A 13,373-nucleotide genomic window follows, 5' to 3' on the forward strand; every position below is an offset into this window, starting at 1 on the left:
GCGGCGGCAGGCTTCTCATCCAGTGCGGCCCGGAGGGGGAGACCCTTCCGGGCCGTTCTGCGTCTGGCGCAGGCCCAGCGCCGAAAGCGCGCGGAAGGTGATCGACCAGCGCGGCTCCGCCATGGGCGCGATGCTGTGCTCCCAGCCATGGCGCACCTCCCCGGAGAGCAGGTAGATGGAGCGGGGCGGCAAAAGCCGTTCGGCACGGTCGAACGCGCGCGGGCCCGTCCGCCGGCGGAGCCGCAGCGTGGCGGCGGCGCCGAGCGAAATCCCCACCACTTCCTCGAACACGGAGCGATCGCGGTGCCAGCCGATCCCGGCGCCGGGGGGATAGTGGATCAGAAGCGCCTGGACGAGCGTGCCGGGTGCAAGGCGTGCAAACGCTTCCGCCCGATCCCGTAGCGGGACCAGCCAGTCCGGCATTGCAGCGGCGGGGCTGAAGCCACCCTGCTCGAAATCGTAGCGCCAGCCATAACTGGTCGTCCGCCGGTTGCCGATCCAACCCTGAAAACGGAACGGAGACAGATCGTCCGAGTCGATCGAGTCGATCGCCGCGGATTCCTCGACGGCGTCCAGAAAAGCCTCTCCAAGCCGCAGACCGGAAGGTGCAGGCGGGTCGAACAAATAAGGCTGCCGCTGGGCCATGCGCGAAGAACCTTCGAACTGCTGGTATGCTCCCAATTACTTCCCGGAAAAGAGACACATGCCAGCAATACTGCACATATATGATGTGTCATATTGATCCAGGTTTATGAATTTCCTGGATATTTCGCTGCGTGACGGGTTGCTTGGCATAGGATACACGCATAGCCATGGTCGCCGTGAAGAACGATATGATCGAGGTAATCGACCACGCGTCGCAGTTTTTGAAGGCGCTGTCCGGCCGCAGCCGTCTGCTGCTTCTCTGCCATCTGGTGGATGGCGAGAAATCGGTGGGGGAATTGGCACGGCTCACCGGCGCCCGCGATACGGCGGTCTCCCAGCAACTTGCCCTGCTTCGCCGCGAGGGCATGGTCTCCGCTCGGCGTGCCGGGCAGATGATCTTCTACTCGCTGGCAAGTCCGGAGGCACGCCGCATGCTCGAGGCGCTGAACGACCTGTTCTGCGCCAATGACGGCGCGACCGGCCTGCTGCTCAAGCCCGAGGTCAGCGAAACCGCCTGAGCGGCATCCCGCCGAAACGGGCCGGAAGACGGCTTACCGGCGGGCCCGTTCGATCGCCGCCCGTGCGGCGGGCACGATCAACTCCATGGCGCGGTTGGCGCGCATCCGATGCCAGCCGAACAGATCGCCAACCGGCTTTCGCGCCTGGTCCCGCGCCACTTCCGCCGTGGCATCGGATGCGTCGCCCGTGCGCGCCGTGACCCGCGCGATGCGGTCACGATCCGGCGCTTCCAGCCAGATTCCGGTGAACGGCACGCGTGCCTGCAGCGCCAGCGCTTCGGCGACTTCGCGCTCGCTGCGATTGAGGAACACCGCGTCCAGGATCACCGTGGACCCGCAGGCGAGGTGGTCGTCCGCCGATTCGAACAGCGCCTCATAGGTCTCGGCATCGTTGCGGCGGGTATAGTGCGCGGGCGGCAGTCGCGTTTCCGGCAACAGGCCGGCCAGGCGCTTGCGGAACACGTCGGAGCGCAGCACCCGTGCGCCGGGGTGGCGGCCGTACAGCCCGCCCAGCAGTCGCGCGAGGCTGGACTTGCCGGTGCCGGAAAGTCCGCCGATCACGATCAGTTGCGGCGCCGCAGGCTCCAGCAGGCGATTGGCGGCCGCCAGGTCGCCGGTCTGGAGCGACAGCATCAGCGGCAGCAACGCCCAGCCGGTGGCACCCTGGGGGGAGAGGTCGAGATAACGATTGGCGAGGATATTGGCGTCGGTGACGCGATCCTGCGCAAGCAATGCGGCGAGCGGGCCTGCGAGATCGAACAGGATATCGAGCGGCATGCCTTCGCCGAGCAGCCGGACCCTGCCGGCCCGTGCACGACGTTCGATGTCGGTACCCTGCAGGGCGAGCGCGCTGCGCTGCGCGCTGGTCTGCGCACGTTCCATCAGGAACTGACGGAAACTTGCGCCGGCCGGAGTCACGGTCGCCCGCCCATGTGCCTGCACGGTCGCTTCGGCGAGGCCGTGCAGCGCCGCGACGTCGATCGTACCGGCAACCGGAAGGTCCCCACCCGGTCCGTGCCGCTTCGCGGCCGCTGACGCCATTGCCCTGCTCCCCTCAATCCATCGGCGACTCAGCCGATCGGGCATATCCTATACGCCCGAAATCTGAACGGGACCGTACCGAGGTTCATCGTCGTGCCGCCGCCGCGATCAATTTCGCGGCAACCGTATCGCGCAGCGGCTTGGGGCGGAACCCGGAGTCATACGGAGCCACGCGCGGGATGCTGCCGTCCTGCCGCGGCTTGAATCCCTTCAGCCAGCTATAGCGGTCGCACATGCCCCAGAACAGCAGGTCGCGCAGCTGCGGATAGGCCAGCAGGATGTCGAGATAGACGCCCGCATAGTCCGCCACCTGCCGGTCGCGCATGGCGATGTTGGTCGGCAGATGCTGGTCGGCAACGTCGAACTCGGTGATCAGCAGGTCGTATCCCATCCCGGTTACCGCATCGAGAAAGGCGCGCCAGGGCTTCTCCTGTCGCGCCGCCAGCACGCCGGCCGGCGCATCGCGCGTCGGTTCGATATGCGATTGCACCCCCAGCGCATCCACCGGCACTCCGCGCTTGCGAAAGCCCTCCAGCAGCCGCAGCACCCCGTCGCGGTGCGCCTCGTTTCCCGGCTCCCAGCTCATATAGTCGTTGTAGACGAGCTGGGCATGCGGCGCTGCGGCGCGGGCGGCGTGGAAGGCGTGGTCGAGCATCGGCACCGTGCCGCCGAACGCGCGGGAGAGGCTGGTTTCCCGCAGGCCGCCGGTCTTCTCGTCGACGGTCTCGTTGACCACGTCATAGCTGCCGATCCGCGTGCCGTAGCGCTTGCAGACGGTTTCGATGTGGGTGGTGAGCAGCCGTTCGGCCTCGCGCCGCGGTGTCGCTCCGAAATCATGACCGTTCAGCCAGTGCGGGAAATATTGCGTCTTGTGCCACAGCAGCGTGTGGCCGCGCATGGCCATGCGGTGGGCCTCCGCCCAATCGAGCATGGCGTCGAAATGGGAGAAGTCGAACCGGTCCGCGGCCGGGCGGACCGCCTGCCATTTCAGCTGGTTCTCCGGCACCAGCAGCCCGCAGTCGCGCTGGAGCAGCGCGGCGTAGCGCGGGTTGGCGAAGCTGCCCGCATCGGCTCCGGGCGGGCTCCAGGCAAAGGCGGAGCCGATCCGCATCCGCTTCTGCCCGGCAAGCGTGTTGAGTCCGGCAATCGACGTGGTCGCACCGGAGGCGAGGGGCAATGCGGCGCTGGCGACAGCCGCGACGAGCAGGGTACGCCGATCTAAAGGGAATGCCTGCATGGACATGGGCCTTGTCCTCTCCTGAACGCACCTGTCGGTGTCGCTTGCTTGGTAGCGATACCATGCTCGGCCTGCTACACGCTCGTCAACCAGCGTAAACGAGCGCGAGCGGGAGAGGACGCAATGCGGGCGGCAGTACGGGCGTTGCTGTGCATCTGGATGGCGGTTGCCATGGCGGGGCAGGGGCATGCGGAAACGGGCTACGATCTGTGGCTGCGCTACCAGCCGCTCGAGGCGGCCACGGTGCGGCGCGTCGCGCCCCGGCTTCGCTATGTGGTGGCAGAGGCCGGCCGTCCGACCGTGCGTGCCGCGCTGGAAGAGCTGGATCGCGGCCTTGCCGGCCTGATCGGATCGGCGCCCGCACACGCCCGCACCGTGCAGGGTGAGGGCGGGGTGGTGCTCGCGACTGCCGGCGCGCCCCTGCTGAAAGGCCTTGACCTCCCGCTTGCTCCGCTGGGCCGCGAGGGTTTCCTGATCCGCTCGGTGACCATCGGCGGGACGCGGGTGACGCTGATCGCCGCGAACAGCGATGTCGGGCTGCTCTATGGCAGCTTTCGCCTGCTCAAGCTGGTGCAGTTGCGCGAGTCTCTCGATGCGCTGGATGTCCGCGACGCGCCCAAACTGCAACTCCGCGCGCTCGATCACTGGGACAATCTCGATCGCTATGTGGAGCGCGGCTATGCCGGCCAGTCGCTGTGGGACTGGCAGAAGCTGCCCGGCTACAAGGACCCGCGCTACACCGATTATGCCCGCGCCAATGCCTCGATCGGCATCAACGCGGTGGTGCCGAACAACGTCAACGCCAATGCCGATATACTCACCGCGCCGTACCTCCAGAAGGTGAAGGCGCTGGCGGAGGTGTTCCGCCCCTATGGCATCCGCATCTACCTGACCGCGCGCTTCTCCGCCCCGATCGAGATCGGCGGGCTGAAGACGGCCGATCCGCTTGATCCGGCGGTGCGCGCCTGGTGGAAGGCCAAGGCGGACGAGATCTACGCGGTGATCCCCGATTTCGGCGGCTTCCTGGTCAAGGCCAATTCGGAAGGCCAGCCCGGTCCGTCCGACTACAAGCGCAGCCATGCCGATGGCGCCAACATGCTCGCTGACGCGCTGGCTCCGCACGGCGGCGTGGTGATGTGGCGCGCCTTCGTCTATTCGGAGCATAACGACGCCGATCGCCACAAGCAGGCGAACGACGAGTTCGTGCCGCTGGACGGCAAATTCCGCGACAATGTGCTGCTCCAGGTGAAGAACGGCGCGATCGACTTCCAGCCGCGCGAGCCCTTCCACCCGCTGTTCGGCGCGATGCCGAAGACGCCGCTGATGCTCGAGGTGCAGATCACCAAGGAGTATCTCGGCTTCGCCACGCACCTCGCCTATCTGGGGACGATGTGGGAGGAGGTGCTGGAAAGCGACACCTTCCGGCCGCGCGCAGGCAGCGCCGTCGCCAAGATCCTGGAAACACCGGTTGCCCCCAAGGCGCTCACCGGGATGGCGGGGGTGGCCAATATCGGCACCGACATCAACTGGAGCGGGTCGCAGTTCGACCAGGCCAACTGGTACGCCTATGGCCGGCTCGCCTGGGATCCGGACGCCAAGGCTGCGGATATCGCCCGCGACTGGGTGCGGCTGACCTGGAGTTCCGATCCTGCGGTCGTCACACCCATCGTCGCGATGATGCTCGAATCGCGCGAGGCGGTGGTGAACTACATGACGCCGCTGGGGCTCGGCCATGTGATGGCGACGGGGCACCATTACGGGCCGGGGCCCTGGGTGTCGAACCTCGCCCGGCCGGAATGGAACCCGACCTATTATCACCGCGCCGATGCGACCGGCATCGGCTTTGATCGCACGCCCAGCGGCACCAACGCGCTCGGCCAGTACGCGCCGGAGGTGGCGAAGCGCTGGGGCGACCTGAAGACGGTGCCGGACAGCCTGCTGCTGTGGTTCCACCATGTGCCGTGGGACTATCGGATGCGCTCGGGCGCTACGCTGTGGGACAGCCTGATCGGCCAGTACGACACCGGCATCGCCACGGTGGCGGACCTGCAGCGCCGTTGGGCCGGGCTGGAAGGCAAGGTCGATGCGCGGCGCTGGGCCGAGGTGCGCGACTTCCTCGCCATCCAGCGCGAAGAGGCGCAGTGGTGGCGCGATGCCTCGATCGCCTATTGGCAGTCGCTGTCCAAGCGCCCGCTGCCCGCCGGGCATCTGGCCCCGCGGCATCCGCTGGGATATTATGAAGCGATCCGGACGCCGCACGCGCCCGGCAACGGCAAATAAAAGGGGAGCGGGATGGGCAAGGGAATGGCGTGGCTGCTCGCCGGCGTGGTGCTGGCGAGCCCGGTAGCGGCGCAGCAGCGTGCCGCGATCGACCTCAACCAGATCGGCTTCGAGCCCGGCGACGTGAAGCTCGCCGTGCTGCGAGGGGCGGGGACGAACCCGCTTCCCTGGTTGCTGCTCGATGCCGATGGCAACGCTGTCGGCAAGGGCGAGACGCTTGTCTACGGCGCCGATGCGAGTTCGGGCGCGGTGGTGCAGCGGATCGACTTTTCGGGCTTTCGCCGCGAGGGGAAGGGCTATCGCCTGTCAGTCGCCGGGGTGACCAGCGATGCCTTTGCCATCGCGCCCGCGCTCTACAAGCCGCTGGCGCGCGATGCGGCCAACTTCTTCTACCAGCAGCGCGCCGGCACGCCGATCGACGCCAAGTTCGCCGGGGCGGGCTGGGCACGCCCGGCGGGGCACGCGCACGAGTTGGCCGGCTGCTTCTCCGGCGCCGACGAGCGCGGCACCGACTGGACGGGCTGCGGCTACAAGCTGGACGTGACCGGCGGCTGGTACGATGCCGGCGACCACGGCAAGTATCTGGTCAACGGCGGCATTTCGCTGTGGACGCTGCTCAACGCCTATGAGCGCCGCCCCAAGGCGTTCCCGGACGGAGCGCTGCGCATTCCCGAAAGCGGCAACGGCGTGAGCGACCTGCTCGACGAGGCGCGCTGGGAAATGGAGTTCCTGCTGCGGATGCAGATCGCCGACGGCGTGCGCACGCGGGTGCCCTCGGGTCCGCTAGGGCCGCCCAAGCCCGGCCGCCCGGCCTGGGAGCCGAGCTTCCCGCCCTTTGCCGAGATCGATGCCGGCGGCATGGCGCACCAGAAGGTCGCCGACCGCAACTGGACGACGCTGCCCATGCCCCCGCAGGACGATCGCGAGGAGCGGCTGCTCTATCCGCCGACGACCGGGGCGACGCTCAACCTGGCAGCGACGGCGGCGCAGTGCGCGCGGCTGTGGCGCGGGGTGGACGACGCCTTTGCCGCGCGCTGCCTCACCGCCGCACGGCGGGCCTGGGCCGCGGCGCAGCGCAACCCCCAGGTCTACGCCACCAGCAGCTTCACCGGCAGCGGCGGCTATGGCGATTCGAGCCTCAGCGACGAGTTCTACTGGGCCGCCGCCGAACTCTACGCGACCACCGGCGAGGACGCGTTCCGCAAGGCGGTGACCGGTTCACCGCATTTCGGCGAGGCGGTGCGTGCGCCGGGCTGGAGCTTCACCGCCCCGCTCGGCACGATCACCCTGGCGACGGTGAAGACCGGGCTGGGCGATGCGGAGGTGCAGAAGCTGCGCGCCGCGCTGGTCGCGGCGGCGGACGGCATCCTGGAGGAGCGCCGGCAGAACGGCTATGCGATCCCCTACAAGGCGCAGGGCTATCCCTGGGGATCGAACGGGGACCTGATGAACCAGGCGATGGTGCTCGGCGTAGCGGGCGACCTCACCGGCGCGCCAAAGTATCGCGCGGGCATCGTCTCGGCGCTCGACTATCTGCTTGGGCGCAACCCGATGGGGACGTCCTATGTCAGCGGCTATGGCGTGCGAGCGCTCAAGAACCCGCACCATCGTTTCTGGGCGCATTCGCTCGACGCCAAGCTGCCGGGACCGCCGCCGGGCGTGCTCTCGGGCGGGCCGAATGACACGGCTATGGGCGATCCGGTGGCGATGCAGCTCAAGGGCAAGTGCGTCGCCCAGACCTGCTGGGCCGACAGCATCCACGCCTATGCGCTGAACGAAGTCGCGATCAACTGGAACGCGCCGCTGTTCTGGGTGGCGGCCTGGATGGATGATTGAGGGGGCGGACGGTTCGTTGGTTCGTAGAGGCGGCGTGTCCGTTTACGCCCAATTGCGGACGTTCCGCTCGGCGGCTAGCTTGAAGCTTCTCTCAGCCGGGCCGGTGGGCAAGACCCGGCGAGGGGAAAAGCTGGGGCCTTGAAAAGGCAGCGGAGCTTCCACCGCTCTCCCAACACCAGCACCAGCGATCGCTCACTTGCGATCATATTGGGTTCGCGGCATTCTCCACGTATGGCGGCAATGCATAAGGTCTCGTACGAAGCCAAAAGCGGGCGTCCAATCGCACCTATGTGGTGGCGGGTGCTCCCTTTTTTTGTGATCTTTGCATGGCTGATGGCAGCGATGATGCTGCTTTTTGCGTACTTGGGCGTCCGGGATGGAAAGCTGGAAATCTCAGCTGCAGCAGTCATGGCAGGAGGTTTTATCCTCGTGTTTGTGTACCGCGAAAAGATCCGCATTGAACGTAAACGCGTGACCTTCAACGAGAGCGTAGCAGCCTACGAGCGCGCGATTTCAGGAAAATCCTGAACGGCAGGTTCCCACCAATATCGGACATCCGCTGTTCAACACGGAACCCGTGGTGTCACCGAACTGCCTCTGCCCGATCTGGCAGGGGAGGCTGCGGTTGCTCACAGCCTCCCCATGCCTCACTTCACCGTCAGCGTGGTGCTCTTCAGCGTCACCGAGTTCGGGCCCGACGAAATCGTGAAGGTCCCCGGCTCCACCACATGGCGCATCTGGCTGTTCCACAGCGCCAGATCTTCGGGCGTCAGCTCGAAGCGCACCGTCTTCTTCTCGCCCGGCTTGAGCGTCACGCGCTCGAAGCGCTTGAGCTCGATCACCGGCCGCGTCACCGACGCCTCGTCGTCATGCACGTACAGCTGGACGACCTCGTCGCCCGCCACCTTGCCGGTGTTGGTCACGTCCACCTCGACCGCCGCCTTGTCGGCGATGCCGATCGTCGCCGTGCCCAGCCGCGGTGCCGACACGTCGAACGTCGTGTAGCTGAGGCCATAGCCGAACGGGTAGAGCGGGCTGGTATCGCCGAACAGATAGCCGCGCCGCGCGCTCGGCTTCTTGTTGTAGTAGATCGGCAGCTGGCCGACATTGCGCGCCACCGAGACCGGCAGCTTGCCGCCCGGATTGGTGCGGCCGAAGACCACGTCGGCGAGCGCGTTGCCGGTCTGCTCGCCCAGATACCAGCCCTCGATCAGCGCCGGCGCCTTCTCCGCCAGATAGTTGACCGCATAGGGGCGGCCGTTGAGCAGGATCACCACGACCGGCTTGCCGAGCGCGATCAGTTCCTTCGCCAGCCGGTCCTGCGGCCCGGGCAGGTCGAGCGTCTCGCTGTCGCCGAGATGGTTGTCGGCCCAGGCCTCGCGGCTCACCGCTTCGTTGCCGCCGAGCACCAGCACCACGACATCGGCGTTCTTCGCCGTTTCCAGCGCCTGGGCGCGGAGCTGGTCGTTGACCGAGTCCGGCACCAGCTTCACCGCATCCTTCGACCATTCGCGATGGTCGGTGATGCGGATGCCCTCGGCATAGTCGACCGCGAACTTGCCCTTGCCCTCGGCCTGCATGCCTTCGAGCACGCTGACGACATGGTTGGGCAGGTCCGAATAGCCGCCGATCGGCGTGTCCTTGGCGTGGGTGCCGATCACCGCCATGCGCTTGATACCCGTGGCGTCGAGCGGCAGCAGGCCTTGCGCGTTCTTGAGCAGCACGATCGATTCGCGCGCCGCTTGGCGGGAAAGCGCGATCGCCTCGGGCGTGTTGGTGCGCGCCGCCGCCAGCTTCACGTCGGGATAGGGATTCTCGAACAGCCCGGCCTCGAACTTCATCCGCAGCACGCGGCGGACGGCATTGTCGATCTCGCCTTGGCTGACGCGGCCTTCCTTCACCAGTTCGACGAGATGGGTATATGCCTCGCCGTCCGGGGTTTCGACGTCCACGCCCGCGTCAAGCGCACGCTGCGCCGCGTCCTTGGGTGTCTTGAACATGTGGTGGCGGGTGATCAGCTCGCGGATCGCGAAATAGTCGCTGACCACGGCGCCCTGGAAGCCCCATTCGCCGCGCAGCACGTCGGTCAGCAGCCACTTGTTGGCGTGGCTGGGGATGCCGTCGATCTCGTTATAGCTCGCCATTACCGACATCACCGGCAGCGTCTTCACCGCCTGTTCGAAGGGCGGAAAGAAATCCTCGCGCAGCGTCCGCTCGCCAAGCGAGGCGGGGCCGACATTGGTGCCATTCTCGGGCTGGCCATGGCCGGTCATGTGCTTGAGGGTGATGAACACCTTGTCGGACTTGAGCGGCAGCGTGCTGCCCTGGAAGCCGCGGATCGCGGCCAGACCCATTTGCGTTACGAGATACGGATCCTCGCCATAGGTCTCCTCGATGCGGCCCCAGCGCGGATCGCGGGCGACGTCGACCACAGGGGCCAGCACGAGGTTGGCGCCGCGGGCGCGGGCTTCGCGTGCGGCCATCGCGAAGATATTCTCGACCAGCTTGGGGTTGAAGCTGCTGGCGAGGCCGATCGACTGCGGGAAGCTGGTGGCGCCGGGGGCAACGAGGCCGTGCAGCGCCTCCTCATGCATCAGCATCGGGATGCCGAGCCGGGTCTTCTCCATCGCCCATTTCTGCGCGGCAGCGACGTAGCGGGCGGTTTCCTCCGGGCTGCGGTTGACGTCGCCCGCCACCGCGCCCGCGGCGCCCGGCGCGCCGGCGACCACGCCGCGGCGGTCATAGGGGCGCGAAATCATGCCGAGGCCGTTGGGGAAGCTGGCGCTGGCCTTGACGGGGTCGAACTCGCCCCGGGCGTCCTGGATCAGCCCCTTGTTCAGCCACAGCGCCTGCAGCTGCTGGACCTTTTCCTCCAGCGTCATCCGCGCGAGCAGATCGTCGATGCGCGCCTCGACCGGCTGGCCGGCATCCTTGTACAGCGGCTTGCCCGCGGGCGCGCTCTGGGCGGCGGCGGGCTGGATCGCGACAAAGGGCGTGAGAGCGCTCGCAGCAATGGCAAGCGCGGCGAAGCGGCGAAGTGAGCGCATGTTCCTCTCCCTGAAGGCCGGCGACGCTTCCCGGTCGCCTGTTGCCATGATGGTAGCGTTATCAATCTATAGGTGGGCGCGGCGCGGCCGGTCAACCTTGCCCGGTTCGATGCAGCAACGATTGCAATCATGATAGCGCGAACTTATGCGTCCTTGCAGGAGGGGGGATGATCAAACCCAGCCGGCGCAGCCGGGGCAGCATTACCGTGCAGGACGTCGCCCGCGAGGCAGGCGTATCCGCGATGACCGTTTCGCGCGTCGTCAACGGCGGCACCAACGTGCGCGAGGCGACTCGCGAGGCCGTGCTCGCCGCGATCGCCAAGCTCAACTATTCCCCCAACAGCGCCGCGCGCAGCCTGGCCGCAGGGGAAGCGACCCAGATCGGCCTGCTCTATTCGAACCCCTCCGCCGCCTATCTCTCGCAATTCCTGATCGGCGCGCTGGCCGCCGCGCGGCGCGCGGGCTGTCACCTCGTGCTCGAAGCGTGCGAAGGCGAACGCCCCGAGGAGCAGGCGGAGGCGACACGCGGCTTCGTGCAGACGCACGTCCAGGGCGTGATCCTGCCCCCGCCGCTTTCCGAGGTTGGCGCGGTCCGCGACGAGCTGGACGCCGCCGGCATCCCCTGGGTTTCGGTGGCGATGGGTCTGCCGCCCGAAGGCAGCCTGAACGTGCGCATCGACGATTTCGCGGCTGCGGCGGCGATGACCAGCCACCTGATCGACATGGGCCACCGCCGCATCGGTTTCATCCGCGGCAACCCGAACCAGACGTCGAGCGCCGAGCGCTACCGCGGCTTCTGCGCCGCGATCGAGGAAGCCGGGCTGGACCTTGCCGCCATGCCGGTGGAGCAGGGCTATTTCACCTTCCGCTCGGGCATTGTCGCCTGCGAGGCGCTGCTCGACCTGCCCGAGCGCCCGACCGCAATCTTTGCCAGCAACGACGACATGGCGGCAGCCGCCGTGGGTGTCGCGCATCGCCGCGGGCTGCACGTGCCGCAGGACCTGAGCGTCGTCGGGTTCGACGATACCTCGCTCGCGACGACGATGTGGCCGGAACTCACCACCGTGCGCCAGCCGATCGCCGCCATGGCCGAAGCCGCGCTGTCGATGCTGCTCGACGAGCTCCGCCCGCGCGGCCAGAACGCGCAAGCCGAACAAGTGCTTGCACATCAGCTGATCGTGCGCGAATCCTGCGCGCCGCCACCCCGGCGATAGGACAACGTTGGCGGAAAGTTGGGCGATCGCGCCTGCCGACTTGCTTTTCCTGGTTGCACGGGCCAGCGTTACCGCTAACAAATCGCACCACATTCCGGGGTGACTAGGAGAGGGATCGGATGAATCAGACAGCGGAGAAGGCCAATATCGGCCTGATCGGCGCCATCGTGGCCGTAGCCACGATCGGCGGACTGCTTTTCGGCTATGACAGCGGCGCAGTGAACGGCACCCAGCCCGGCCTGAAGGCCGCGTTCGCGCTCGATGAGGCCGGGCTCGGCTTCACCGTCGGCTCGCTGCTCATCGGCTGCGTCGCGGGCGCCTTCTTCGCCGGCACGCTGGCGGACCAGATGGGCCGCCGCAACGTGATGCGGCTCGCGGCGCTGCTGTTCCTCGGCGGCGCGCTCGTCCAGGGCTTCGCGCACGATCACACCCTCTTCGTCATCGCCCGCATCGTCGGCGGCATCGCCGTCGGCGCCGCCTCGGTGCTGTCGCCCGCCTACATTTCCGAAGTCGCGCCCGCCAACATCCGCGGCCGGATGACGACGGTGCAGCAGATCATGATCATCTCCGGCCTCACCGCCGCGTTCGTGGTCAATTATTATCTGGCAGGCGCGGCCGGTGCCTCGACCAACAAGTTCTGGGCCGGGCTCGAAGCCTGGCGCTGGATGTACCTGATGCAGGCGCTGCCGGCGGCGATCTTCCTGATTGCGCTGTTCTTCATTCCCGAGAGCCCGCGCTTTCTCGTCGCGAAGGGCCGCATGGAAGAAGCGACCAAGGTGCTGACCGACCTGTTCGGTCCCGCCACCGCGCGCACCAAGCTGGAAGAGATTCGCGCCAGCTTCACCGTCGATCACCGTCCGAGCTTCCGTGACCTGATCGACCCGCGCACCGGCGGTATCCGCCCGATCCTGTGGGCGGGCCTGGTGATCGCGGTGTTCCAGCAGCTCGTCGGCATCAACGTGATCTTCTATTACGGCTCGACCCTGTGGCAGCTGGCCGGCTTCACCGAAGCGGATTCGCTGCTCATCAACATCGTCTCGGGCGCAGTCTCGATCGCGGCCTGCCTCGTCACCATCGGTCTGGTCGACAAGATCGGTCGCAAGCCGCTGCTGCTGATCGGCTCGGCGGGCATGGCTGTGACGCTGTTCGTGCTGGTCTATGCCTTCGGCCATGGCTCGCTCGATGCGGACGGCAAGCTCGTCCTCTCGCCCGATCTCGGCAAGACCGCTGTCGTCGCCGCCAATCTGTACGTGATCTTCTTCAACGTCAGCTGGGGCCCGGTGATGTGGGTGATGCTCGGCGAGATGTTCCCGAACCAGATCCGCGGCTCGGCGCTGGCGGTGTGCGGCTTCGCGCAGTGGTTCGCCAATTATCTGATCGCGCAGAGCTTCCCGGTGATGGCATCCAAGCTCGGGCTTGCTGCCAGCTACACCTTCTACGCCGTCTGCGCGGCAGTCAGCTTCTTCCTCGTCCTGAAGTTCATCAAGGAAACCAAGGGCAAGGAACTCGAGGCAATGGAGGGGTAAGACCCTTCCTCTCAGCCCCTCCCTCCCGG

The 13,373-nt window shown here is 67.1% G+C and carries 10 protein-coding genes; 6 read left to right on the top strand and 4 right to left on the bottom strand.

Going from position 1 to position 13,373, the window contains the following annotated elements; translation table 11 throughout:
* Positions 1-15: 15 nt before the first annotated feature.
* Positions 16-645, bottom strand: coding sequence for an alpha-ketoglutarate-dependent dioxygenase AlkB (locus SPI01S_RS13595; protein WP_066723361.1), 630 nt, complete (start codon positions 643-645; stop codon positions 16-18).
* A 167-nt stretch (positions 646-812) separates the two neighbouring features.
* Between SPI01S_RS13595 and SPI01S_RS13600 the strand changes: the two genes are divergently transcribed.
* Positions 813-1,163 (top strand): ArsR/SmtB family transcription factor, encoded by a 351-nt coding sequence (locus SPI01S_RS13600; protein ID WP_066723364.1) that lies wholly within the window; start codon positions 813-815, stop codon positions 1,161-1,163.
* Between the two features lie 33 nt (positions 1,164-1,196).
* Here the strand turns inward: SPI01S_RS13600 and SPI01S_RS13605 are convergent, their stop codons facing one another.
* Together SPI01S_RS13605 and SPI01S_RS13610 are read right to left on the bottom strand one after the other, a co-directional pair.
* Positions 1,197-2,204 (bottom strand): P-loop nucleotide/nucleoside kinase family protein, encoded by a 1,008-nt coding sequence (locus SPI01S_RS13605; protein ID WP_066723366.1) that lies wholly within the window; start codon positions 2,202-2,204, stop codon positions 1,197-1,199.
* Positions 2,205-2,289: 85 nt separating this feature from the next.
* Positions 2,290-3,447, bottom strand: coding sequence for an endo-1,4-beta-xylanase (locus SPI01S_RS13610; protein WP_066723367.1), 1,158 nt, complete (start codon positions 3,445-3,447; stop codon positions 2,290-2,292).
* 117 nt (positions 3,448-3,564) lie between these two features.
* Here SPI01S_RS13610 and SPI01S_RS13615 point away from each other — a divergent pair, with 117 nt between their 5' ends.
* From SPI01S_RS13615 to SPI01S_RS13625, 3 genes are all read left to right on the top strand, one after another.
* A complete protein-coding gene (locus SPI01S_RS13615) occupies positions 3,565-5,721 on the top strand; it encodes an alpha-glucuronidase family glycosyl hydrolase (RefSeq protein WP_174539108.1) in 2,157 nt (718 codons plus the stop codon).
* A 12-nt stretch (positions 5,722-5,733) separates the two neighbouring features.
* On the top strand, positions 5,734-7,557 hold the full coding sequence (locus tag SPI01S_RS13620) for a glycoside hydrolase family 9 protein (protein WP_066723372.1): 1,824 nt from the start codon (positions 5,734-5,736) through the stop codon (positions 7,555-7,557).
* A 333-nt stretch (positions 7,558-7,890) separates the two neighbouring features.
* Entirely contained in the window at positions 7,891-8,085 is a 195-nt protein-coding gene (locus SPI01S_RS13625; protein ID WP_157084690.1) for a hypothetical protein, read from the top strand.
* 119 nt (positions 8,086-8,204) lie between these two features.
* Here SPI01S_RS13625 and SPI01S_RS13630 read toward each other — a convergent pair whose 3' ends face one another.
* Positions 8,205-10,604, bottom strand: coding sequence for a glycoside hydrolase family 3 N-terminal domain-containing protein (locus tag SPI01S_RS13630; RefSeq protein ID WP_066723376.1), 2,400 nt, complete (start codon positions 10,602-10,604; stop codon positions 8,205-8,207).
* A 167-nt stretch (positions 10,605-10,771) separates the two neighbouring features.
* On the opposite strand from SPI01S_RS13630, the gene SPI01S_RS13635 reads away from it, so the two are divergent.
* Positions 10,772-11,818 (top strand): LacI family DNA-binding transcriptional regulator, encoded by a 1,047-nt coding sequence (locus SPI01S_RS13635; RefSeq protein ID WP_066723378.1) that lies wholly within the window; start codon positions 10,772-10,774, stop codon positions 11,816-11,818.
* Between the two features lie 119 nt (positions 11,819-11,937).
* Entirely contained in the window at positions 11,938-13,344 is a 1,407-nt protein-coding gene (locus tag SPI01S_RS13640; RefSeq protein ID WP_066723385.1) for a sugar porter family MFS transporter, read from the top strand.
* Positions 13,345-13,373 lie beyond the last annotated feature (29 nt).

The sequence above is a fragment of the Sphingomonas pituitosa NBRC 102491 genome, from assembly GCF_001598435.1.
Classification (GTDB): domain Bacteria; phylum Pseudomonadota; class Alphaproteobacteria; order Sphingomonadales; family Sphingomonadaceae; genus Sphingomonas; species Sphingomonas pituitosa.